General features: G+C 45.7%; 23 protein-coding genes. 22 read left to right on the top strand and 1 reads right to left on the bottom strand.

The window, feature by feature from the left end; all coding sequences use genetic code 11:
- Positions 1 to 36 precede the first annotated feature (36 nt).
- The 5 genes from YC6258_RS16385 to YC6258_RS16365 all read left to right on the top strand — a co-directional run bounded on the left by YC6258_RS16385 (position 37) and on the right by YC6258_RS16365 (position 6,961).
- Entirely contained in the window at positions 37 to 1,422 is a 1,386-nt protein-coding gene (locus tag YC6258_RS16385; protein WP_052830348.1) for a PfaD family polyunsaturated fatty acid/polyketide biosynthesis protein, read from the top strand.
- The gene (locus tag YC6258_RS16380) at positions 1,419 to 2,633 is read left to right on the top strand and encodes an MFS transporter (protein WP_052830347.1); all 1,215 of its coding nucleotides are present in this window, start codon (positions 1,419 to 1,421) and stop codon (positions 2,631 to 2,633) included. Before YC6258_RS16385 ends, YC6258_RS16380 begins: the two co-directional genes overlap by 4 nt.
- A gap of 559 nt (positions 2,634 to 3,192) precedes the next feature.
- Positions 3,193 to 4,323: an ACP S-malonyltransferase gene (fabD, locus tag YC6258_RS16375; protein ID WP_144407677.1), complete on the top strand. Its 1,131-nt coding sequence runs from the start codon at positions 3,193 to 3,195 to the stop codon at positions 4,321 to 4,323.
- Positions 4,324 to 4,835: 512 nt separating this feature from the next.
- Positions 4,836 to 5,297: a cache domain-containing protein gene (locus tag YC6258_RS16370; RefSeq protein WP_044617919.1), complete on the top strand. Its 462-nt coding sequence runs from the start codon at positions 4,836 to 4,838 to the stop codon at positions 5,295 to 5,297.
- Between the two features lie 62 nt (positions 5,298 to 5,359).
- Positions 5,360 to 6,961 carry a methyl-accepting chemotaxis protein gene (locus YC6258_RS16365; RefSeq protein WP_044617918.1) on the top strand — a complete coding sequence of 534 codons (1,602 nt, stop codon included), beginning with the start codon at positions 5,360 to 5,362 and terminating at the stop codon, positions 6,959 to 6,961.
- Between the two features lie 268 nt (positions 6,962 to 7,229).
- Here YC6258_RS16365 and YC6258_RS16360 read toward each other — a convergent pair whose 3' ends face one another.
- Positions 7,230 to 8,156 (bottom strand): LysR family transcriptional regulator, encoded by a 927-nt coding sequence (locus YC6258_RS16360; protein ID WP_044617917.1) that lies wholly within the window; start codon positions 8,154 to 8,156, stop codon positions 7,230 to 7,232.
- A 433-nt stretch (positions 8,157 to 8,589) separates the two neighbouring features.
- Between YC6258_RS16360 and YC6258_RS16355 the strand changes: the two genes are divergently transcribed.
- The 17 genes from YC6258_RS16355 to YC6258_RS16270 all read left to right on the top strand — a co-directional run bounded on the left by YC6258_RS16355 (position 8,590) and on the right by YC6258_RS16270 (position 22,777).
- The gene (locus YC6258_RS16355; protein WP_044617916.1) at positions 8,590 to 9,771 is read left to right on the top strand and encodes an alpha/beta hydrolase family protein; all 1,182 of its coding nucleotides are present in this window, start codon (positions 8,590 to 8,592) and stop codon (positions 9,769 to 9,771) included.
- A complete protein-coding gene (locus tag YC6258_RS16350; RefSeq protein ID WP_044617915.1) occupies positions 9,764 to 10,474 on the top strand; it encodes an EthD domain-containing protein in 711 nt (236 codons plus the stop codon). The genes YC6258_RS16355 and YC6258_RS16350 overlap by 8 nt, the downstream gene beginning before the upstream one ends.
- A gap of 3 nt (positions 10,475 to 10,477) precedes the next feature.
- Entirely contained in the window at positions 10,478 to 11,434 is a 957-nt protein-coding gene (locus YC6258_RS16345) for a VOC family protein (RefSeq protein ID WP_044617914.1), read from the top strand.
- Positions 11,427 to 11,777 carry a Rieske (2Fe-2S) protein gene (locus YC6258_RS16340; RefSeq protein ID WP_044617913.1) on the top strand — a complete coding sequence of 117 codons (351 nt, stop codon included), beginning with the start codon at positions 11,427 to 11,429 and terminating at the stop codon, positions 11,775 to 11,777. The genes YC6258_RS16345 and YC6258_RS16340 overlap by 8 nt, the downstream gene beginning before the upstream one ends.
- 40 nt (positions 11,778 to 11,817) lie before the next feature.
- Entirely contained in the window at positions 11,818 to 12,948 is a 1,131-nt protein-coding gene (locus YC6258_RS16335; protein WP_044617912.1) for an FAD-dependent oxidoreductase, read from the top strand.
- A 42-nt stretch (positions 12,949 to 12,990) separates the two neighbouring features.
- Positions 12,991 to 13,551 (top strand): cupin domain-containing protein, encoded by a 561-nt coding sequence (locus tag YC6258_RS16330; RefSeq protein WP_044617911.1) that lies wholly within the window; start codon positions 12,991 to 12,993, stop codon positions 13,549 to 13,551.
- A 12-nt stretch (positions 13,552 to 13,563) separates the two neighbouring features.
- Positions 13,564 to 14,547 (top strand): fumarylacetoacetate hydrolase family protein, encoded by a 984-nt coding sequence (locus YC6258_RS16325; RefSeq protein WP_044617910.1) that lies wholly within the window; start codon positions 13,564 to 13,566, stop codon positions 14,545 to 14,547.
- A gap of 12 nt (positions 14,548 to 14,559) precedes the next feature.
- A complete protein-coding gene (locus tag YC6258_RS16320) occupies positions 14,560 to 15,531 on the top strand; it encodes an NAD-dependent epimerase/dehydratase family protein (protein WP_044617909.1) in 972 nt (323 codons plus the stop codon).
- 496 nt (positions 15,532 to 16,027) lie between these two features.
- The gene (locus tag YC6258_RS31255) at positions 16,028 to 16,294 is read left to right on the top strand and encodes a winged helix-turn-helix transcriptional regulator (RefSeq protein ID WP_425402643.1); all 267 of its coding nucleotides are present in this window, start codon (positions 16,028 to 16,030) and stop codon (positions 16,292 to 16,294) included.
- Positions 16,216 to 17,172 carry an AraC family transcriptional regulator gene (locus YC6258_RS31000; RefSeq protein ID WP_245626946.1) on the top strand — a complete coding sequence of 319 codons (957 nt, stop codon included), beginning with the start codon at positions 16,216 to 16,218 and terminating at the stop codon, positions 17,170 to 17,172. The genes YC6258_RS31255 and YC6258_RS31000 overlap by 79 nt, the downstream gene beginning before the upstream one ends.
- Before the next feature lie 115 nt (positions 17,173 to 17,287).
- A complete protein-coding gene (locus YC6258_RS16305; protein ID WP_044617907.1) occupies positions 17,288 to 18,157 on the top strand; it encodes a nuclear transport factor 2 family protein in 870 nt (289 codons plus the stop codon).
- 62 nt (positions 18,158 to 18,219) lie between these two features.
- A complete protein-coding gene (locus YC6258_RS16300; protein ID WP_052830346.1) occupies positions 18,220 to 19,116 on the top strand; it encodes a protein-ADP-ribose hydrolase in 897 nt (298 codons plus the stop codon).
- A complete protein-coding gene (locus YC6258_RS16295; RefSeq protein ID WP_044617906.1) occupies positions 19,104 to 19,958 on the top strand; it encodes an SIR2 family NAD-dependent protein deacylase in 855 nt (284 codons plus the stop codon). Before YC6258_RS16300 ends, YC6258_RS16295 begins: the two co-directional genes overlap by 13 nt.
- Before the next feature lie 529 nt (positions 19,959 to 20,487).
- On the top strand, positions 20,488 to 20,949 hold the full coding sequence (locus tag YC6258_RS16285) for a GNAT family N-acetyltransferase (RefSeq protein ID WP_044617905.1): 462 nt from the start codon (positions 20,488 to 20,490) through the stop codon (positions 20,947 to 20,949).
- A 69-nt stretch (positions 20,950 to 21,018) separates the two neighbouring features.
- The gene (locus YC6258_RS16280) at positions 21,019 to 21,546 is read left to right on the top strand and encodes a P-loop NTPase family protein (RefSeq protein WP_044617904.1); all 528 of its coding nucleotides are present in this window, start codon (positions 21,019 to 21,021) and stop codon (positions 21,544 to 21,546) included.
- 202 nt (positions 21,547 to 21,748) lie between these two features.
- A complete protein-coding gene (locus YC6258_RS16275) occupies positions 21,749 to 22,141 on the top strand; it encodes a VOC family protein (RefSeq protein WP_044617903.1) in 393 nt (130 codons plus the stop codon).
- Positions 22,142 to 22,345: 204 nt separating this feature from the next.
- On the top strand, positions 22,346 to 22,777 hold the full coding sequence (locus YC6258_RS16270; RefSeq protein WP_044617902.1) for an acetyltransferase: 432 nt from the start codon (positions 22,346 to 22,348) through the stop codon (positions 22,775 to 22,777).
- Positions 22,778 to 24,011: the final 1,234 nt, after the last annotated feature.

The raw sequence follows: 24,011 nt of genomic DNA, 5'->3' as shown, positions 1-24,011 counted from the left end.
ATTTTATCCAACAGATCAAAAGAATCAGGTAATACAATGAAATACACTGCAGAGAATCTCGGTAATAAAAGTTTCAAACAAAGCTACGGTACCTCATATGCCTACGCCGCCGGTGCCATGTATAAGGCAATTGCCTCCAAAGAACTGGTTGTGCGAATGGGGCAGGCCGGTTATCTGAGTTTTTATGGAAGTGGCGGCGTGTCATTCGAACAACTGGAACAGGATATCCAGTATATCCAGACTCATTTGAATGATGGGCAACCTTATGGAATGAATCTGATCTGCACGCCCACAGAGCCGGAACATGAACGCAAAGTCATAGAGTTGTTCATGCGTTACAACATCAAGGTAATTGAAGCGTCTGCATTTATGCAGGTGACTCCGGCATTGGTACTGTTCCGCCTGAAAGGGTTACGTAAAGGGGTTGATGGTCAGGTAATTTCTGATCACAAAATCATGGCCAAAATCTCCCGCCCGGAAGTGGCGTCGGCATTTTTGAGTCCGGCACCGGATCAGATAGTTGAATCGTTATTGTCCGCCGGTGCCATTTCTTCAGAACAGGCCGAACTTAGCCGTAGTATTTCCATGGCGGATGATCTGTGTACCGAAGCTGATTCAGGTGGCCATACTGATATGGGTGTCATGGCAACCTTATTGCCAAGCATTATTCGCCTGCGTAATGAAATGGCGGCCAGCTATCCATTTGCATCAAAAGTGCGCGTAGGTGCAGCGGGAGGTATCGGTACTCCTGAGCCGGCAGCGGCTGCATTTGCGATGGGGGCTGATTTCATTCTGACCGGTTCGATTAATCAGTGCACCGTTGAAGCGGGGACCAGCGACAAGGCCAAGGACATGTTGCAGCAACTGAATATTCAGGATACCGACTATGCACCTGCTGGTGACATGTTTGAACTTGGTGCGAAAGTACAGGTAATGCGTCGGGGGGTATTTTTTCCGGTACGTGCAAACAAACTCTACGATTTGTGGCGTACTCACAATTCCCTGGATGAAATCAGCGCTAAAGATCGTAAACAGATTGAAGAGAAATTCTTTGGGCGCAGCTTTGAAGAAGTTTATGCCGAAACCAGAGATTACTATCTGCGTAAAGCACCTGCTGAAATCGAGAAAGCCGAAAAAAATCCCAAACATAAAATGGCGCTGGTATTTCGCTGGTATTTTGTTCACAGCACCCGGTTGGCCATGCGCGGTGATCAAAGTCGCAGTGTCGATTTTCAGATTCATACCGGTCCGGCACTGGGGGCTTTCAACCAATGGGTTAAAGATACAGAACTGCAGGAGTGGCGCAATCGCCATGCGGATATTCTGGCTATCAGGATTCTGCAGGGAGCGGCAGACATTTTGAATGGGCTGATCGCGACGACAGAGCAGGTTAACTCGCAACCAATAGTTGAGTCCGTATGATGCTGACGGGCCAAAAAAGCAAGTTCACTTTCGTATTAATCACGGTATTTATCGAGTCCGTTGGTCTCGGAATCATGCTGCCGGTCATGCCCCGGCTGCTGGTGGAACTGGGAGGAGGGGACATCGGTGATGCTGCCGCCTATGGCGGTATATTGATTTTTGTATACGCATTGATGCAATTTATTTTTGCACCGTTGCTTGGCAGGTTGAGTGATCATTTTGGCAGACGACCTATCATACTGCTGGCAATGCTGATTTTTGCGTTCAACAATCTCATGATGACCATCGCAACCAGTATTACCTGGTTGCTCGTTGCGAGAACTATTTCCGGCATTGCAGGTGCGACTTCAGCGGTTGCCAACACCGTGGCATTTGATATCAGCAGTCGCGAAAAACGGGCCGAAACATTGGGCATGATTAGTGCTGCCGGTTTTATCGGCGTTTTTGCCGGACCGGTGATGGGCGGATTCCTGGTGGATTTCGGCAGTCGAATGCCTTTCCTGGTTTCGGCGGTTCTCGCGTTAGCCAACTTTTTGTTTGGTTTGATCGTACTGCCTGAAACGTTAAAGCCTGAAAATCGCCGTCAATTCACTTTCAAGATTACCCGCCCTGTCGGTCAGCTTTTCAAGTTCGAACAAATAGGATTTATGCTGCCTTTACTGTTCGCCTATTTTATTCTTTCATTTGCCTACGATACGAACTTCAGTGTCCTGGGTTACTATACGATGGAAAAGTATCTTTGGACTGAAAGACAGCTAGGATATTTTTTATCGTTTTTGTCCGGCATGCTGGTGTTGATACAAGGTCTGATTATAAAAATAGCGGTTCCCAGACTGGGTGAGAAAAGGGTCATCATATGGGGGATGATTCTGAATATCGTTGGTTTTACTGGATTCGCATTTGCCCCGAATGGATGGGCCTTAATTCTGTTTTCAGTACCTTTCTGTGTAGGCTGTCTGGCAGCACCAGCGTTTTACAGTCTGTTATCCCAGAAAACACCTAATGACCAACAGGGTGCATTGAACGGAAATATGAACAGTATGGCAGCAGCCAGTGGAGTGTTGTCACCGCTTATCATGACACAAACATTTAAGTACTTTACCTCCGAGAAAGCTGTTATATATTTTCCCGGATTTCCGTTTTTGGTAGCTGCCGTCTGCATTGTTCTGGCACTGTTGTTTACTGTGGTTAACTTTAAAAGAAGTTATTAAACAACAATAAAGAATCAATCCAATGATTAGTTGGATTGTTTTTATCTGGATAGTTAGTTATGTGTAAATTCGATTTTTTTGCCGGTATCACTGATATAGGTTGAACAATTTTAAATTGCGGAAAAAATCCGTTTTATTCAGTTAGTATGATCAATCGGGAGGCAGGTTGCAGACATAATTATAATGCCCGTTTTTGTATTCGATGGTGCTGACAGACTGCAGGTTTTTTCGAATCTTCTGAATCCTCACAGGCGTTTTTTAGAAGGTTCCCTTGAGTCATTTTCTCAAGCACGAAACCGATAGTCAGGCAGCCAGGGGTCTCTGAAAAATAGGAATAGTTTTGATGCAGGCGCGGAAACGACGCTCGTAACACCGCAGTTTGCTGGCGTAAATGAGGATGTGAGAGGGTGCCGCCTTCAGACGGAGCTGACAATGTCCTGCGTGAAAACAGGCCATTTTTCAGAGGTTCCCTAAGAATTTGCTTTAACCCTATGATGCATCTCCGACAATACATATAAGGGATGCACATTTACTTATAATAAGTTTCTAGGAGCTACTGATGAAAACATTTGTCTTCCCTGGCCAGGGTTCCCAAGCTAAAGGCATGGGCGGAAATCTCTTTGATGAATTCAAAGATCTGGTCGATAAGGCCGATGCAATACTGGGTTTTTCCATTAAACAGCTTTGTCTGGAAGACCCTAACAAAGAACTGAACAAGACCCAGTTCACTCAGCCGGCACTGTATGTGGTCAATGCGCTGTCTTACTACAAAAAAATATCAGAAACCGGTCAAAAACCAGACTTTGTTGCCGGACATAGCCTGGGCGAATTTAATGCACTGCTGGCCGCCGAATGTTTTGACTTTGAAACCGGACTGAAACTGGTCAAGAAGCGGGGAGAGCTGATGAGCCAGGTCAGTGATGGTGGTATGGCAGCGGTACTGAATGTCAAAGAAGAAGACATAAAAGCAAAACTTGCGGGCGCGGGTCTCGACAGTATCGACCTGGCCAATTTCAATACTTATGCACAAATCGTTATTTCCGGTCCGAAACAGGATATTCTGAAAGCTGCCGATCTGTTCAATTCCTATCATCCTCTGAATACCAGCGGTGCTTTTCACTCCCGCTATATGATGCCGGTGAAGGAACAGTTTGCCTCCTATTTAAAAGAGTTCAGCTTCTCCAATCAGACGATTCCGGTGATTTCCAACGTTACGGCGCAACCTTATCAGAATGATAAAATCCATGAGAACCTGGCTAACCAGTTAGTCAGTTGTGTCCGCTGGGCAGACAGTATCCGTTATCTGATCGGCCAGAAAAATGGTACACCGATGGAGTTTGAAGAAATTGGCCATGGTACGGTGCTGACCAGAATTATTTCCAAGGTCAAAGACGAAGTGAAAGACATGCCGTCTGTTGAAACCAGCAAGGCCCAACCTGATCCGGTTGCGCCCCCACAAGAAACCAAACCCACCAATACAAGTAAGTCTGATAACCACAATCAGGCCGAACAAAAAGTACTTGAATGGAACAAAAAATACCCTGTCGGTACCAAGGTAAAATCAACGGTGATGGATTATGACAATCTGGAAACCCGTACCGAAGCCATGGTGTTGTTTGGTCATCGGGCTGCTGTTTATATGAAAGACTATAACGGCTATTTTGATCTGGACGAGGTGGTTCCGGTTTAGGATATTTTCTCCTTTACGTCCGGTTTTCCTGTTAAGCAGGAGAATCGGGCTGTTGAAAGAAGCAGGGGCGCCGAGTCTCTGGTCTTAATTTTCACCAAACCATGAACTCAGGTTACCTACCGAAGAATTTCACCCCCTCCCGCTCCAGATCAAAGGTCTTTCGAACTAAAGGATGTTCTTCCAGTCAGTGATGAAACCTGGTGTTATTGCAGTTTTATTCGTTTCCTGTGGCTGCTTGACAACCAAAGGTTTGGTTCTACACTAATTACCATAGTATTGTGAGACACTTGGTGTAGATTATTTTTCCAATGTACATGAGTGGTATTCTTCTTACTGGACAAGTCAATATGGATCCATAAAAACGTTATCAGACGAGCAAAATTTTCCATAAAACATATAAAAATTATTTATATATAGATCTATTGTGTTTGGTGAACTCTTATTTTCAGCATTCGACTCTATTGAGTTCACTCATATTCCCAAAATATTCTGAGAGAAAACAGGTCAATAATATGATTACCAATAAAATAACCATGTTAATTATATTTTTTGTTTTGGCATCCTGGGCTCAAGTAGCCATGGCCTCTAATGAAGACCGGGCTTTGGAGCTGATTGATCGGGCGATTGCACATATTGAAGCAAATGGTATTGATCAGGCCAAAAAAGACTTTATGGATCCAAATGGAGGTTTTCAGGATGGAGAACTGTACGTTTTTGTCATCAATTATGAAGGTATGATGTTGATTCATAGCAAAACAGCTGCATTGAATGGGCGGGATGTACTGAATATGAAGGATCCAACGGGTACATATTTTACCAAAGATATGATTGCCGCTGTTAAACAACATCCGGAAGGTGCAGAAACAGAGTACATGTGGCCACACCCAGAAACAAAGAAACTGTCGAAAAAATTAGCTTATAGTAAAAAAATTCCATCCATGGATGCCTTTGTGTCTGTAGGTGTTTATCAATAGCTAAATTTGATGAGGCTATGAAGTATCATGTTTTTAGTTATGAATAGCTGTGAGTAGTTAATATGAAAGTTAAGCACAAACTGCTTTTCAGCCCACTGATTGTTCTTATTTTTTTGGTTATTTTAACAGTCAGTGCTTATGCCATTCTCTCTAATCAGAAATTCAGTACATTTCCAAAACTACTGGGTGACTCTGAAAAATACAGTGAAATTTCAAATATTGTAAATGAACTCCTATCTATCCATGGAGAAGTTTATCGAAGTTTAAACTTCTTAATGCTAGGTAGTGATCAGGAGATCATTTATCCGAATCTGCAGCGTCTTCCAGATAGAGTTCTTGCGTTAAAAAACCGCTTTGAGAACCTTGAGGGAATAGAAGATGCCCGCTCAGAAAAGATCTCAGGGCTTTTTGAGCAGTATCATACCGGGCTTTCAGAGGCGATAACCTGGGCAGAAATTGAACCTGCCGGTGCATCCATGATGGCCGAAAATGCCGGTACAATCTTTGAGTCACTGTTTTCGGCAACCTCAGAAGTATTGGAAAATACAAAGTTATCCACCGAACATAATCTGGAGCTTGAAGTCACAAAGATCGACCGAACTATTAATTTATATGTAGTGCTCTTTATAGTCGCTCTGGTCACCTCTCTGACATTCACATTGTTGATTACACGGAAAATTCTCAAACAGATTCTATTGCTGACAAATGGAATTAAAGCAGTTTCTAAAGGAAATCTGACCATGTCATTGGAAAGCGACAGTCATGATGAAATCGGAGAAACTCTACGGTACTTTAATGCGTTTACCAAAGATCTGAGAAAGGTCATCGGTAGTATTGGTGATGCAGTAAATGGCACGCGATCTTCATCCAGCAACCTTGCTAATATTACGCTTGAAAGTAATGAGGCTTTGATGAGGGAGAATGAATACATTGATCAGATGGCTTCATCCATTCAGGATATGGTTACTATGGTGGAACGCATCTCTGATTCAGCAACCTCGACAAGAGAGTTTGCCAATGATGCAACTGTCCATACGGAAGAAGGGAATAAGAAGCTTGATGAAACCATGAAATATGTTGGAAAAATGATCCAAGAAGTAAAGGATATTTCAGTGGTTGCCGGGAAATTAAAGTCAGAATCTCAGAGTATCGTCAATGTTGTTTCAGTGATTCGGGATATTGCAGAACAGACAAATCTGTTGGCGCTTAATGCATCAATAGAGGCTGCGAGAGCAGGAGAACAAGGACGCGGATTTGCGGTAGTGGCAGATGAAGTCAGAAATCTGGCGAGCAGAACACAGGAAGCAACCGAAAAAGTACAGGAGATGAATAGCCAGATTCTGTCCCTGGCATCAGAAATGTTTAACGGTATTTCATCGATTGATAATGTTTCGCAAGAGACAAATCGGGAATCCTCCGAAGCCCACATGCTGCTTTGTAAAATAAATGACGCAATGAAGCAGATACATAACATGAATGTCGGCTTTGCAGAACTGACAAAGGAATATAGTGAGAGTACCCTGAAGATCCGCGACAACATTGAGAACATACGGGAACTGGGTGTGACATCCAAGTCTAAAGTCTCTCAAACCCAGGAGGAAAGTCAGGAACTATCAAGCCAGGCGAAAGAGCTTGAAAGACTGATGCAACGGTTTGAGGTGTGAATGGATATAAGAGCAAAATAGGCCATTATCCGCTATCAAACCGGTGACCCTCTTCATTTTCAGAAAGATGTGTCAGATCAAGTCGAAACTAATACACCTTATATTAATACACCTTATATGCAGTGTGTTTGGCGACCGTCCGCTCGAAACTCGATGCTGCTTCGTATCGTGATGTTTGATAACCCGGATATGCAACATCGCAGCTGATGTCTTGTTGTCCGGCGCAGGTTGCAAATTCGGGTACCTGGGTGTCTTCCTGCCGGCAGGTTCAGCCAGCATCCGGGTTCGACAGACTGTCGGCCGCTCTTCTCAACATTTCTTTAACCCATTCCAGACCGGGATCATTGTTTCGATACTGGTGCCATTGCATTGCCTGCTTCATTGGTGGTATCTGAAACGGCAATTCGTGAATCACCAGAGACAAGCCTTTAGCCAGCAGTTGAGCAAGCCTGCGGTGCATCGTCGCAATATAATCAGTGCCGATGATCATGGAAGGCAGTACGGAGAAACTGTAACTGGTTACCACAACACGGCGTTGAATGTCATAGTGTTTTTCCAGCGTGCTTTCAAAAAAATTCCGATACCTTACACCATCTGGACGCATGACGATGTGGCCTGCGCTTTCATAACGCTCCAATGTCATAGGCTGGTTGGCAAATGGACTGCCCTGCCACTGTATGCAGACAAAATCTTCTTCATATAACACTTCACTTGGGTGGTCCGGTGAGACATAGTCCATAGGAATAATAAGGAAATCTGCCTCGCCTCGTTCGAGCGCTTCGTAGGGGTTTTCCACCTGTGGTTGAAACTGAAAACGAGCAGTGCTTTGTTGGCCTGCGGCCAATGATAACAGCCGGGGAGAAAGCACCATTTGAGTATAATCTGATGTGAAAAAACTAAACACGCGATCAGTTTTCAGCGGGTCAAACTCCGGTTGCAATAAGACAGTCGATTCAATGGCGTTAAGGACATTGCGTACTGGCCCAATCAGGTTTTCTCCCAGAGGAGTAACCACCATTCGGCGTCCGATAGGCGTCAGCAAATCGTCAGAAAAATAATCGCGTAATCGCGATAATGCACTACTCATTGCCGATGGACTAAGGTTAATTTTTTCGGCCGCTCGTGTAATGTTTTGTTCTGTTAACAGAACATCCAGTGCCACCAACAGGTTCAGATCCAGCTTGTTAAACCGCATTCATTTTCCTTTTTAATTTTTATCGGATATCGATGCTAACCAATGGTTATGAGCTTGAGAAGCTGTTATTCCTCCAAACCATTCGATGCAGTCGAAAGCTCCATTCAATTTAATGGCATTTGAGGATCTGACCACCTCCAGTAAAGTCACTGTCAGAACAAAAACCAAGGGTCCTCTGAAACCATCGGAATAGTTTTGATGCCGGCTCGAAGACGCCGTTCGACAAGCCAATATTTACCGAAGTAAATGAAGGGTTTGAAAGGGCAGCGCCTTTGAGTGTAGCTGGCGGCATCGCGTATGGAGACAGATATTTTTCAGAGACTTCCTATAACACCCAACAGACGAACAAACAACCGTGTCCATACCGGATACCGGAGTTATAGGCTTTACCCGAAAAAGAATGCCACATAATTCAAGATCATCAGGAGGCTGAATGTTTCGCTATTTTCCAACGAACTATCCGTGGGATCTCTCTATTAATCTGGCGCTGGAAATGGGCGCAAAAATCGGCGAAATCGAAGAGATGTGTGCCCCGCTGAAAGATGTTGCCACCCAACCGGACGGAACCGCTTCCATGGCTTTTCGCGAAAGCTGGGTGCGCATGGCCAATAAACTTCATGAGATGGCCAAAGAAGATGAACAACTGGGTCGTTTCTATTCCGCCAGCGAGAAATATCGCCGGGCATCAATTTATTATCTGACCGCTGAACGCTTGCAGGGACATGGTACTGAAGGCCGGCTGGCGTTGTATCAAACCTGTCTGGACAGCTTTGCCAAAAGTCTTGTCCTGGGCCAGGAAAACTGTACGCGAGTGGAAATTCCCTACGAGGGCACGGTCCTGTCTGCCTTGTATGTCCGGGCGGAAGGCCTTGAGGGGCAGGCTCCACTGCTGGTTCAGGTCAACGGTCTGGATTCAACCAAGGAAATGAAATACTTCGTTGGTTTGCCTGGCTGGCTGGCCAGACGCGGCGTGGCTTCTCTGATCGTGGATCAGCCGGGTACCGGCGAAGCGCTGCGTCTACAGGGTTTGCACGCGCGCTACGATAGCGAACACTGGGCCAGCCGGATTGTCGACTGGCTGGAAACACGTGCTGATGTGGATGCCAATCGCATTGGTATGGAAGGCGTTTCTCTCGGCGGCTATTACTGTCCGCGCGCGGTGGCATTTGAACCGCGTTTCGCTTGCGGTGTCGTCTGGGGTGCCAACCATGACTGGCGTGATGTTCAAAAACGCCGTATGGAAAAAGAAGGCAGTTTTCCAGTGCCGCATTACTGGGAACATGTTCGCTGGGTCTGGGGCGCCAAAGACAATGACGAATTCATGCAGATTGCTGAGCAGGTGCACCTGGACGGCATTCTGGATCGTATCAATGTGCCATTCCTCGTTACTCACGGCGAAAAAGATTCGCAGATTCCCTTGAAATGGGCCACACGCACTTATGAACAACTCATCAACAGTCCCAAGCGCGAACTGAAAATTTTTACCGAGCGTGAGGGTGGTGTACAGCATTCCAGTTTCGACAACAGTATCAACGCAGGCCATTACATAGCCGATTGGGTCGCAGAAACCCTCGGCGGACATACTACTAATAAAGAGGCAATATCTCATGTTTAAAACGATGATTACCGGTCGTCGTCGTCCGGCTCAAACACTGGTCGCACATCGCCGCCACATGAAGGATGTCCATGCACCGCTGGTACTGGATTATCGCAACCATGATCCCGAATACGCCCCGTTGCGCTATGTGCAGAACCACGTGTTTGACGGTTGCTTTGCAGCCGGTGCACCAGCACAGAATCCGCTGGCGTTACACCGGGATTTCCTGACCGAAATTTATTTCCGGGATGGACAGACAGCTAAGGAGTCACGGCAACGCCCTTACTACTTCGCCCAGTTACAGGATGACGAAGATAACATGGTCGATCAGACCAGCGTGGTTGGCCTGACGGCCATCGAAGAACAGATCTTCACATCAGAACAGGCAGCCGATTGCCGGACCAAGATATTTATCCTGATGCGCCAGCCGGAATCAGTCGCTGCAGAGCACTTTCATGCGGTATTGGAGGAACAGATCAACTCCGTCATGGCAGGTGCCACCCAGCATATGCGAAACCGGGTGATGACCGGACCGGTCAATCGGGTGGATGCATTCTGGGTAGCCGACGACGCACAAGCCTATGCATTGGTCGAGGCAATACAGCAACACATACTGATCCCAATGACCAACGATCATCTGATCACCCAAAACGATGCCATGGTGTTACTGGCACACGAATACGTGTTGTATCCCGGTGTAACAAACGAAACAGGAGAATAAACAATGAAAACAATCATTGGATTGGATGAGATTTTATTTGCTGTTGACGATGTTGCTGCCAGCGCTCAGTTTTTAACGGACTATGGTCTCGTTCCGATAGATGTCACTGCACAGGGTGGTCGTTTTAAAGCCATGGACGGAACTGCCATCGTATTGGCCCACCGTGACAACAGCAGCCTGCCACCAGCCATCAACGACCACTGCTTGATGCGGAAAACTGTCATGGGTGTTGCTGATCAGGCCAGCCTGGACGAAATCACCGGGGAATTGCGTAAAGATCGTGATGTCCGGGTTTTATCTGACGGCTCCATTGAATCGGTGGACGACTCTGGCTTTGTCATTGGTTTTCAGTTAACCGTGCGTCAGCCAGTGTCTGAAATCGGTGAAGTGAGCAATGCCCCCGGATCACCCATTCAGCGTGCCCTTAACCACCGCGGTGTTGACCCGGAGAGGGGACCGATTCAGCCGCGTACGCTGTCCCATATTGTGTATTTTGTACCGGACGTGGAAAAAGCCGAGCGTTTTTATGTGGATCGACTGGATTTTCGTTGTACCGATCGATTCACCGGCGCAGGCCCGTTTCTGCAGCCAGCTGGCTCACCTGACCATCATACCCACTTCATGATCGGCGCCCCGGCCCATATGCAGGGCGTTGAGCATTTCACCTTTCACTTTGCTGGTCCGAACGAAATTATCCAGAACGGTACCCGGTTTGTTGAAAAGGGCTACCAGGCATTCTGGGGACCGGGACGTCATATTTTCGGGTCGAACTGGTTTTGGTATTTCAACAGCCCGTTTTTCTGCAACATCGAAATGGATGCTGACATGGACCTGCTTGATGGTGCATGGCAACCACGTGAATGCTCAATGAGCGAAGATACCTCCCAGGCTTTCCTGTTGAAATACCGTGAGCGCTGGTCCCCGGGTGCAGGGACTTCGCCGAAGGGGGATTATGCCTGAACAAAACCTCAAAATTCCGCTGCAGATACACCGGACAGATATTGAGGAAGGCCGTGCGAAGGGCGTATCGCTGGATGGGGAGGGCGATACGCTGTTTATCGTCCGCACGCGCGGGCAATTGTATGCCTGGCGTAATTCCTGTCCACACCAGCCAGGTGCTCCCATGGCATGGCGGCGTGATGGTTATATGAGTTCTGACGGTACAGTCATTGTCTGCCATGTCCATGGCGCCCGCTTTGAACCGCACAGCGGCCTTTGTATTTACGGCCCCTGTCGCGGCAAACAATTGGAACGTGTGGATTTAATTGAGGAGGCAGATGGGCAATTGTTTATCCGGCAATAAACAACCTTACTCGTAAAACAAAAATAATAGGAGAATATAGATGTCAGCCGTAAACAAAGTATTGGTCATTGGAGGTGGATTTTCAGGTATGGCCGCAGCTATCACGCTGGCGCGTGGTGGCATTCAAGTCGACCTGGTTGAAAATGATCCATACTGGCAGCCACTGGGTGCCGGTATCACCATTAATGGAGCAACGCTACGGGCGCTGCAGTCACTCGGACTCTACGATGAAATCGGTAAGGCCGGCTGTCTGACGGATGGCGTTGATATGCATCTGGCAGACGGTCAGTATCTGACCCGCCTGCCAACGCCTTCACCAGAGGGCGCAAATGTGGCAGGCAGCGGCGGTATTCTGCGTCCGATATTGGCGCGAATCATGGCTGAAGCAACCCGCAAAGAAGGTGTTTCAATACGTCTGGGTTGCAGTTATGAACTGGTTGAACCGCACGATGACTGCGTGCATGTGCGCTTTACCGATCAGACTGAAGACGACTATGACCTGTTGATCGGGGCCGAGGGTTTACATTCCAACCTGCGCAAGATTTTTTTCCCGGAAATTCCTGAGCCTGAGTATATCGGGCAGGGCGTCTGGCGCGGACTGTTTCCTCGTCCGACCAGTATTGACCGGGTGCACATGTGGATGGGTGATCACCTTAAACTGGGTGTCAATCCGGTTTCTGACGACCAGATGTATATGTTTATTACCGAAGATCGCCCAACCAAAGAACATATCGATACCGCCAGCTGGCCGCAGGTGTTTGCCGATCTGATGTCACAGTTTCCGGAGCCTGTCATTGCCGACTTGATTCCATATGCCTTTGATGACGGTGCCAATATCGACTACCGCCCGCTGTTCAACCTGTTGGTGCCGGTGCCATGGAATCGTGGCCGCATCCTGCTGATCGGTGACACGGTTGCGGCCACCACACCGCACATGGCCTCCGGTGCCGGTATCGGTATCGAAAGCGGCATAGTTCTGAGTGAGGAGTTGCTGCGCACAGAAAATCTTGATGAAGCGATGGCACATTTTCATGAACGCCGATGGGAACGGTGCCGTATGGTGGTGGAAAATTCTGAACGGCTGGCGCGGATCGAAATTGAAGGAGGAGACAAGCGCAAACATTCACAAATCATGGGTGACACGATGGCTGAGCTGGCGAAACCGATCTGACCCCCAATTGAATCCATCATAAAAATAAAAACTGGAGGAACTATGATTACAAAAACAATACGACGCATCGTAACCGGCCATAACAAGCAGGGCCGTTCGGTTATTTCTGAAGATGGCGCAGTGCCCAAAACCATGGACCTTGAAGCCGTTCCCGGTACACGTTTTCATGAAGTGTGGAGTACGTTGCAGACCCCCGCACGGATCGATAATGGTGAGGACCCAACTCTTGGGCCGGTAGTGCTGTCACCACCTGAACAGGGGACCCGTATCCGTTTTGTCGATATCCCGCCGGATACGCAGGAGTACCTGGATAACGGCCTGAAGAATATGAAGGACATGTTTGCCAAAGTCGGCGAAACCAACGCATCCACCGCAGATACCAATTCACCGCATCCCTTGATGCATCGTACGGAATCCATCGACTACGGCATTGTCATGGATGGCGAAATCACATTGATACTGGACGAAGACGAAGTGGATCTGACCCAGGGGGATGTGGTGATTCAGCGCGGTACCAACCACGCCTGGGCAAATCGCAGTGATCGTACCTGCCGTATGTTGTTTATCCTGGTGGATGGTCAATTTGACGAAACACTGGCGTAACCGGGAGTTGATATGAAATTTGCCACTGTCAATAACAATACTTTGGATGGAGGCCTGCTGCTGGTTTCAGACAACCGGCAACAGGCGATTGATGTCTCACACATCGCTCCCAATCTCTGGGCTGCGCTGCAGAACTGGACACAGGTGGAAGGGGATCTGCAACGACTCTACCAGCAGTTGAATACCGGTGCTCTGAGCGACACCATGGCATTTGATGCCGCGATTTGCCGTGCTCCCATGCCACGCAGCGCACAATGGCTGGATGCCTCTGCATTTCTGAACCATGCCCGGTTGATGGAGCAGGCATTCAATACTCCAGCAATCCCTGATTTCGATACCATTCCCGTTGTTTACCAGGGGGCCAGCGACAATTTTTTAGGGCCTTGTGAGGACGTGCCACTGCCATCAGAAGCCGATGGCATTGACTTTGAAGGTGAATTTGGCGTGATCGTGGATGACGTTCCCATGGGGGTTTCTGCACAGGCCGCCGCAGACCACATTCGCCTGATAGTGCAGATCAATGACTGGAGTCTGCGTCATTTTGGGCCGCGCGAAATGCAGACTGGATTCGGTTTCCTGTTGGCCAAGCCCTCTTCCAGCTTCGCTCCATTGGCGGTGACACCGGACGAACTGGGTGATGCATGGACACAGGGTCGGGTTAAGCTGGATTTATGTGTCGACTGGAATGGTGATGTATTCGGGCGCCCGAATGGACAGGAAATGAACTATTCCTTCCCCGAGCTGATCGCCCACTGTGCCCGCACACGGCGGCTGTCGGCTGGCACTATCATTGGTTCCGGTACGGTATCCAACCGCTCGCGGGAAGCCGGTTCTGCCTGCATCGCTGAGCGTCGGGTATTGGAGAAAATTGAACTGGGGGAAATCCAGACATCTTTCATGCGGTTTGGTGACCGGGTACGCATGGAGGCGAGAACTGTGAACGGGGATCCGGGACCATTTGGAGTCATTGATCAGCGTGTGGTATGCAGTGAATAGTGAAGTGTCTGTATGAACATTGTCATTACCGGTGCCAATGGCTTTGTTGGCCAGGCGCTGGTCTCCCGATTACTTCGTCTGAAAGCATTAAACGGTACAACGATTCGTTCGCTGCGCCTGTTCGATCAGACATTTTCGATCCCGATGAGTGATACCGGCTGGGTGCAGTATTGTGAGGGTGATCTATGTGATCAACACTGGTTGCAGGCGCATTTGTGTCAGCTCCCGGTCGATGTCATCTTTCATCTGGCCAGCATTCCCGGAGGAGTGGCGGAGCGGAACTACAGGTTGGCTCGCGATGTGAATCTGGAAGCCACGACCAGGTTACTGGAGTATGGTCAGGCGCAAGTAATGGCGGGCGGACAGGCTCCCATATTTGTCTTTGCCAGCAGTATCGCAGTTTTCGGGGATATGCCGGACCAAGTCGGAGAACAGACGCCGCCAAACCCAACGATGAGCTACGGAACTCATAAAGCCATTGGTGAACTGTTGGTGAATGATTTCAGCCGCCGGGGCTGGGTACAGGGACGGTCATTGCGGTTACCCGGCGTCCTGGCGAGACCAAAACAGCGCACCGGGCAAGTGTCTGCATTTCTCAGTGACATTATCTGGGAAGTCAGCGCCGGGCAATCATTTGTCTGTCCAATATCAGCACAATCCCGCACCTGGGCGTCTTCACGGAAAAATGTGGTTGATAACCTGATCCAGGCGGCGGGACTCAAGCAGGAATCACTGGCAGGCCGTTGCCAGCTCACGCTGCCGACACTATGGTTCAGCATGGCACAACTGGTGGATGCGATTTCCCAGGTAGCCCAGGTTCCTGGTGAATCGCTGGTATCTTATGCGCCGGATCCACTGCTGGAAAAATGGTTCGGTTCCTATCCTGCGCTGGATACGAGTCGCGAGCAGGCGTTGGGACTGTACAGTGATAACGACCTTCAGACGCTGGTCAGGCAGTCGACTGTTTCAGAAAACCGGTCTTGACCGTCGGGCAAAATGTAATCTTTAGCCTTGATTCAAACCCATTTGTTCCGTGGTGGCTAGGGTAGTGGAGATACCACGGACTTTTCGTCAGAGTGAACTTCCATCGACCATTCACTGAAGCGGATGAAGCCATGTTTGTTTATGCTTGGCTTGACTCTCTGCATCTGAAAAACGGCTCGACGACATGATTACTTCTAATTTGGATCGTTCCTGGCTGGATTCTCGCAGATTTTGGGTATTTTTCAGAGATGTCATAGCTTGCCATACATACTTACTATATGTAAGCATGTACTTTTTTGTAAGTGCGCTTCAGATGTATTCTTTGACGCAGATGCCTGATATGAGTGGAGGTATCAGTAGAGAATTAAGTGCATCGTTAAGTGAAAAGTTTAACCGAGGTAATGGAATGCCCGTCTCGAGGAATATTACAAATTGTCATTAGCTGTTGGGGGAGGTAGTGTTGTTCTCACTCATCGTTTCAGTGAGCTGAGCGGGTATCAGTGAAAAAATGCTATCACAGACCTTACAGGTTTTAGAAGTCGATGGATTTGTTTTACGTATCGCCCATCCCGTTATTCCACCTTATATGGAGTATTACCTTACAGAGCAAGGCATTGAAGTCGCTCATCGAGTAGAAGAACTGGTTAACTGGTTAACTGGATTGAAGCGAATCTTAGCGACATTTTGCATGCACAAAATCAATATGACGAACGCAAAGCCAATAAACTTGTTAAATCAATTAGTGATTACGTTAAAATGGTAACCTTGATGAGTATTCCAAACGTTCTATTTAGTCATAGACAATCCCAAAAATCCGAAATCGAAATTTTTGAATTAGCCGCATTGGCGCAACGAAGCAGCAACCTAGAACAAAATCCCCAACATCCTCACCGAATTAATTTCTTTATGTTAATTCTGATAGAACAGGGGACAGGGTATCATATGGTAGATTTTGTTAAGCATCCATTTGCCCCTGGTTCATTGATTTTTATTCAACGAGAACAAGTACACTGTTTTGATTTCTCCAATCACCCTCAAGGAAAAGTCCTTATTTTTACCCAAGCGTTCTTAGATCAGGTGCATTCAAATATGCATCTACCTAATTACACGCCTACACATCTCAATTCGCATCACTCCCCATTATTCACACTTGATGAAGAATCTTATAGACGCGTTGTCACATTGATTAAAGAAATAATGGTTGAGCAGACGGATCAGCATCAGGAGCCCTTGATTGTGATGTATTTGTTTTCCGCACTGGCCCTGCAATTACGTAAACAAAATCGAGATACTCAAAACAGTAAACTTTCACAGGAGCAAAGTAAGAAGCTGGATCAATTTTTCTCGCTGTTACAACATCATTATCTCCAGAACCGTGATGCGACCTGGTATGCAAACCAGATAAATATTACCTATAAAACATTAAACCAAGTGTGTAAATCCTCTACGGGATTGACCGCAAAACAAATGGTGGATGCATTCGTTATTTTGGAAATTAAACGTCAGCTCGTGATCAGGAAAGTATCTTCGCAACAAATCGCTTATGAGTTTGGATTTGATGATGCAAGTAACTTTGTCAAATATTTCAAGAAGATGACCAATCTAACTCCCAGTCAGTTTCAACAAAAATATACATACTGAATTTGTTTATTGATATCAAGGTTCGATATTTACCATTTTTCTGCTCATATTGACTCTGCGCAAGCCTGGTACAACTCCTTACTATGTATCCACACCAACAAGAGGATGACATAGCATGAATTTTTCACTTTCAAAATTAGTTACCTGTTCCCTAAGCGCGATCAGCGTATTGAGCCTATCTGCTTGCGTAATGAATAAAGAACAAGTTCCGGACTTAACCAATAAAGAGAAGGCCGTAAAGGTCATTTCCAGCATTGAAACTGGCGATCAAACGGCGATTAGCTACATTAATCCGAATAAATATATTCAACACAATCTCGCTGTTGGTGATGGATTGGCTGGATTTGGTGAGGTTATGCAATCGTTACCTAAAGGTAGTGCAAAGGCCCAAGTGAAGCGCGCTATTCAAGATGGTGAGTTTGTGATGACCCATACCGAATACAATTTCTTTGGCCCGAAAGTTGGTTTTGACGTATTCCGCTTTGAAGATGGCAAAATTGTAGAACATTGGGATAACTTGCAGGAATTGGCACCAAAAAATCCAAGTGGAAGAACTCAACTTGATGGCGAAACCACCATCAAAGATCTGGATAAAACGGAACACAATAAAGCCATCGTCGCCGATTTTGTTCAAACTATATTGATCAATGGAGACATGGCTAAAATTGGGAATTTCATTGACAGTGAAGACAGTGCATACATTCAGCATAACCCTATGGTAGCTGATGGTTTACGCGGCCTAGGATCGGCACTGAGTGATCTGGCTAAAGCTGGTATGCCAATGACATATTCAGCGAATCATAAGATTTTGGGCGAAGGTAACTTTGTCTTATCGATCAGTGAAGGCACATTTTTAAATAACCATGTTGCGTTCTACGATTTGTTCCGTGTGGAAAATGACAAGTTGGTCGAACACTGGGATGCGATTGAAACCATTCCAGCCCAAAGTGAATGGAAAAATACTAACGGAAAGTTTGATTTCTAATAGCTTAATTAAATCAACCAAAGCCACCATAGCGTTATGGTGGCTTTATAAGGAACCAGTCAATGAATAGTTTAGCGCTTAGTGCCTATGCCAAATCGATTGGACTTGATCAGCCTTATTGTGCTCCTTCGTTGAAATCCAGTGATAAGCAGCATTTAATTGAGAGTTTGTATTTAGAATTATTATCTCGATTTGACACTCGCGGCATAACCGATATTTATCAATGGAAAAACCTGACCAAGCGAGAATGCATCGATGCGGTGATTACCATGATCGAGCCCAATTCACTCACGGATAGCGTAGTAGAACAACTGAATCAATTGCTTGAACTCGAAAAGCATGAACGAGACATTACCTTTGTCAGTGAACTTATTCATGCTCCGTTTCTGTCAATCGGTGATACAAAACTGATATTAAGGCAAGGAGATATAACCTTGCTTGGCTGCGATGCGATTGTTAACGCAGCCAATAGTCAATTGCTTGGTTGCTTTAAGCCATTTCATCATTGTATCGATAATGCTATTCATAGTAGAGCGGGTGTACAGCTACGAGCTGACTGTAACACGATAATTCAGATTCAGGGCAATCCAGAACCAACCGGCCAAGCCAAAATCACACGAGCGTACAATTTACCCTCTCGATACGTGCTTCATACTGTCGGGCCAATAGTAACCGGTTCCGTAACAGATACCCATAAATCGCAGCTAACCGACTGTTATCGGAATATTATGTCCTTGGCGCAGCAGAAAGCAGATATCCGAAGTCTGGCATTTTGTTCTATATCGACAGGGGTTTTTGGCTTTCCTATTGAAAAGGCCGCTCCGCTGGCAATCGAAGCTGTGACACAATATTTACATCAGAATCCGAGTCAATTTGAAGTGGTATTGTTTAATGTATTTAGTGAGCATGATTATCTGATTTATCAGGCCGCCTTAGAGGAATACACATGCAATCATTAAATCAACAGTTAGCCGTCAAGGTGAAAGCCTTACTCAATGAATGTGATGCTGTGTTGATAGGAGCCGGTGCAGGGTTGACGTCAGCAGCCGGTATTGACTATTGGGATGAACAGGCATTTGCCCGCATATTTCCAGGTTGGATAAAAAGGGGTTTTACAGCCCAGTACCAACTGATGGGGTATAGTCATTGGAGCCAGGAAGAACAGTGGGGGTACTACAAAACCCATCTTGATTATGTTTACTTCTCACAACAGTCCAATCCTCTTTATCAATCACTTTACCAGCTAGTGAAAGATAAAGACTATTTCGTAATGACATCGAATGTAGATGGGCACTTCTACAAAAATGGTTTTGATAAAAGTCGCATTTATGCTCCCCAAGGCGATTACGGGCTTATTCAGTGTACTCAACCATGCACGAAGCAAGTATGGGAAATCAAACCTTTTTTAGATCAGATGCATCCATATTACGACGCCCGGGAACAAATACTTACAAGTGCATTAGGCATACCAAAATGTCCGGTTTGTGGCTCGGACATGTTTATTCACGTTAGAATTGATGCCTCATTCATTGATGATGTCCATGAGTTGGAACGACAAGCACTGTTTGATTGGTTGGCTGCACAGGAACGTAAGCGTGTTTTGCTGATTGATCTGGGAAGTGGATTCAATACCCCAACGGTTATCAGGCTACCTATGGAAAAGTTAACGATAACCTTGGCTGATGCCACATTAGTAAGAGTCAATTTGGATCATGCCAATACTACGCTTGATCTCGGCAACAAAGTTATTTCAGTCCAAAGTGATATTGCTGAGTTTATCAAAAATATCAGTATTGAATGAATTTTTGCGAGTGGTTTGGCACTTAATCTCTGAATATTCTTGTTCAAGCCATTTCTTTACTTCAGGATCCCGCTGTTCATACTCCCGTTTTTGAGGCTTGGGGGGCAAGCCCCAGCGTTTGAGCTACTCACCAACCGTACCAATGGCAAGTTAGACACCGGTTTCCTGAATGATCAGTTGCTGAACCGCTTGACGTGTCCATAAGGCGTAGCTCATCTTCAATTGGTCAGGCGTTTTGTCGATGATGTAAGCTTGGATCTGTTTTTCCTGGTCAGTCGTCAAGCTGCGTGCTTCACCCGTTTTCCGACCTCTCCGGTTAACCTTCAGATGTTTTGCATCGGGCTTTAACCACCGATTCGCCAATCTCAGCGCGAGTCATTCCGCGCTTAGAAGCCGGTGTGCCAGAGGACGTCTTTCTTCAAGAACGCCGCTGGATAATTTACGTGCATCGACTTTCGTTTCCATGCGGCACTATATCAGATATTCTTAATTGCCGAGTTAATAGCTAAATGTAAGGACAGGAAAAAGTATGAGGTACCGTAAACCCAATCCCCAAGAAATGGATGTAATCTATTTAATGGGTTTAGATGCGTGGGGTGAAGGTGGAGAAAAGGCTTCCTACCTGGAATCATGCAAAAATAGTAAGAAGTATGAACTTGGGCAATGGTATTGTTTAGAAATTGATGGCGAGCTGGCTGCTTCTCTCATTATTTATCGCGATGAATGGGGTTTAAAGCCTGGCTATATTGGTATTGGCTCAGTATGTACCGCACCATCTCATAGGCGGAAGGGTTATGCTACGGCTCTGGTCGTAGAGTGTATCAAAGACTTCAAAGCATCTGGTGCGCAAGGGATCTACTTATTTAGTGATATTGCCCCGGAAATTTACCAGCGTTTAGGTTTTGAGTTAGTTAATGGCCATGAATCCGATGGGATGATGTTTTTAGGTTTTTCTGGTGCTTTACAAACGGTACAACCCAGCTACTTTTAGTTCTTTTGGAGTTTGGCGTTGAGTGAGGTGGTTGGATAATTTTTCGCAAACAGAGGTGTTAATGGATTTATGAATCGAATCGCAATACTTGGGAATGGTGGTGCCGGTAAATCCACATTAGCGCTTTTAATTGGTAGAGCTACAGGTATCCCTGTTTTCCATCTTGATCAAATAATCTGGGAAGAAAACTGGAAAGCTATTAGTGAGTCAGAATTTCAACGAAAACATGAACAGATAGTTGCTATGCCATCCTGGGTGATTGAAGGTTTGGGGTATAACTCAACACTTTGGTCGCGAATGAGAAGTGCCGATCAAATAATATTTATTGATCTTCCTATATTTCAACATTTATTTTGGGCTGCAAAACGCAGTTTTAAATCGCTTTGGACCGCGCCTAATGGTTGGTCCAGTGGAAATAGCTTGATGCGTAAGCTTCCATATATTTTTCGGATAATTTGGCATGTCCACAAAAATACACGGCCATACATACTGAAATTATTGTCCGACTGCTTACCTGAGAAAGTAGTCCATATTAAAAGCAAAAGAGAACTGATTGAATTCAGGGGAAAACTGAATATCCTTAACAAGGCGTGCTAATAAATGCCTGGCCAAAATCCGTTATTAGAGATTTTTCGCCAGAACAAAAAATAAGCAGGGTAAACTTGCAGCCACTCTATATTCGGTACAGGTTTAAATGAAGTTACATGCAATTATTGGCGAGCCAACCTGGCATCCAGGGTATGGCCTTATACTCCACAACTATCTGAGAGAGGATTTAATTCAATGAAGGATATTAAGTATGTTTAATCACATTATGGTTGGTTCAAACGATATTGAAAGGTCGAAGTATTTTTATGACGCTGTTCTTGGAATTCTTGGCGTAGGTGAGCCAATCAGGAATACGGCAGACTCAGGCCATATCCGACTCTTCTATCGTCACGACGGGAATGTCTTTTGTGTCTCTGAACCAATAAATGACGAAAAAGCGACTCCGGCCAATGGAGGCACGATAGGTTTCAAGTGCAGTTCTCCCGAGCAGGTCAAAGAATTTCATGACATAGCGGTTGCCCATGGGGGAGTATCAATCGAAGATCCGCCAGGTTTGCGCGAAAGTCAGTTAGCTGCAATGTATCTTGCTTATGTTCGCGATCCTGATGGCAATAAGCTCTGTGCGCTCTATCGTGTAAAGTAGTTTTATGGGCTAGTTTGGCATGAACATGCGGCACCCATGAGCCGATTCTCAAGCGGACGCATAGCTTGGTTGCTTTGATCTCAGTTTGATTTGTTTTCATGTATGTCCGGGTACTCGTGCTGTTGTTGTTTTCTGCTGCTTATCAAAGCTATTAACCTGACAATTAAATAGATCGTCCTGTTAAATTTTCAATCGGGTTTCGTGATGAATATCGATATCGGAGTCAAAGCAGATCACCTTAAGTTAATAGAAATCTGGGAAAGTTCAGTCAGAGCAACTCATGAATTTCTCGCTGAAGAGGATCTACAAGAGTTAAAACCGTTAATCCTGGAACACTATTTTGACGCCGTAGACCTAAGGTGCGCTAAAAATGCGCAAGGCGAAATTCTGGGTTTTTGCGGCGTCCATGACGGTAATATTGAGATGTTGTTCGTTTCCCCTGATGCTCGCGGAAAAGGCATTGGTGTAATGCTGTCAGCTTATGCTATCAAAGAGCAGGGCGCTTCAAAGGTCGATGTAAACGAGCAAAACGATCAGGCGTTAGGTTTTTATCAGCATATTGGCTTTAAAGTGATAGGTCGTTCACCAGTCGATGGGCAGGGTAAGCCATATCCACTGTTACATATGGCGCTATAAAATTTAACAAGGCCAGGTACGGCGATCTATTTAATTGTCGCCCCGAGAAATCTGGCGGTGTTGCGCGAAACCCCGAATTGTCGGACCGCTTGATTTATCGGGGCTCGCTTTGGCTATGGCCAATGGTGTGGTCCGACATCTCGGTGCATCCCTGCATCACACTATTAACCCGACTTGTATACATGCCGGGTTAATAAACTGAATAGTCGCATGTGTAGCTTTTGGGTGTCAGGAATCTTGATAATGCGTTTGCCGCCTGAGAACAATGCTTGCCTATTTGGTCAGATTTATTTGTTCAGCCTGGAATTTTTTCTTTGCAAACCTGGTTTTAATTATCTTGTTTTCCCGCCCTGGCTCACCTTTAATTTCTTACTCTTGGTCAGTCAGCCGACCAGGCCTTATATCTCCCGTCTGATTTTCTTCATTTAAATGAAATCCTAATATTGAGTTCAGTAGTTTCTTCCGGGTCCTCCTTTTTGACTATGAAATAAGGGGTGGGAATGACGATGGTCCGATATGGGGCATCGACTAATTAATGATGAATGATCGATAAAAGGGCAAAACCGATACATTATCATGTCATTTGCACTAAATTTTGAACGTAATATTCCGTGCATAATTTTTAATGTGTTATGAGGAAAATTGTCCATCATCCATTGTGATGAGTTTTATATTGTTTACACGAAATTATAAATTTTTAAATCATGTTTACAGTACTCAAATCTACGATTTAGTACTAGAGTGATGTTGGATAATTTGCCGCATTTTTGACAGTAGAGTGTTTTTTTTGAGATATTGTCTTCATGTATAAATTTTTCTCGAATAAAAAATATCATCAAACCTATCCATGTATAGTTATTAAGCTATCAAAGTATATTAAGTTATGATCTATTTCCGTTCCTTGTAGACATATGAAAATAAATTTGATTCCATAAGTGAGTATTTTATTTTTATAACGAATATATCCGTTTGATGGCACTTTATGGTGCATCCAGGGTTTTTGGTTGTTTCAGCGTTTTCGCACAATCCTGAGGGGCCTCTGAAAAATAGGAATAGTTTTGATACAGGCGAGGAAGCACCACTTGCAACACCGCAGTTTACTGGCGTAAATGAGGATGTGAGACTGGGGCTGACAATGTCCTGCGCGGAAATAGTCCATTTTTCAGAGGTTCCCTAAATAATTTGTTGATTGTGCAGGTTGTATGTATTCGTCGCTTGATCATCAAGAGACAGA

It is taken from the genome of Gynuella sunshinyii YC6258 (assembly GCF_000940805.1).
Classification (GTDB): domain Bacteria; phylum Pseudomonadota; class Gammaproteobacteria; order Pseudomonadales; family Natronospirillaceae; genus Gynuella; species Gynuella sunshinyii.
This window is presented reverse-complemented; position numbering and strand designations above follow the sequence as displayed.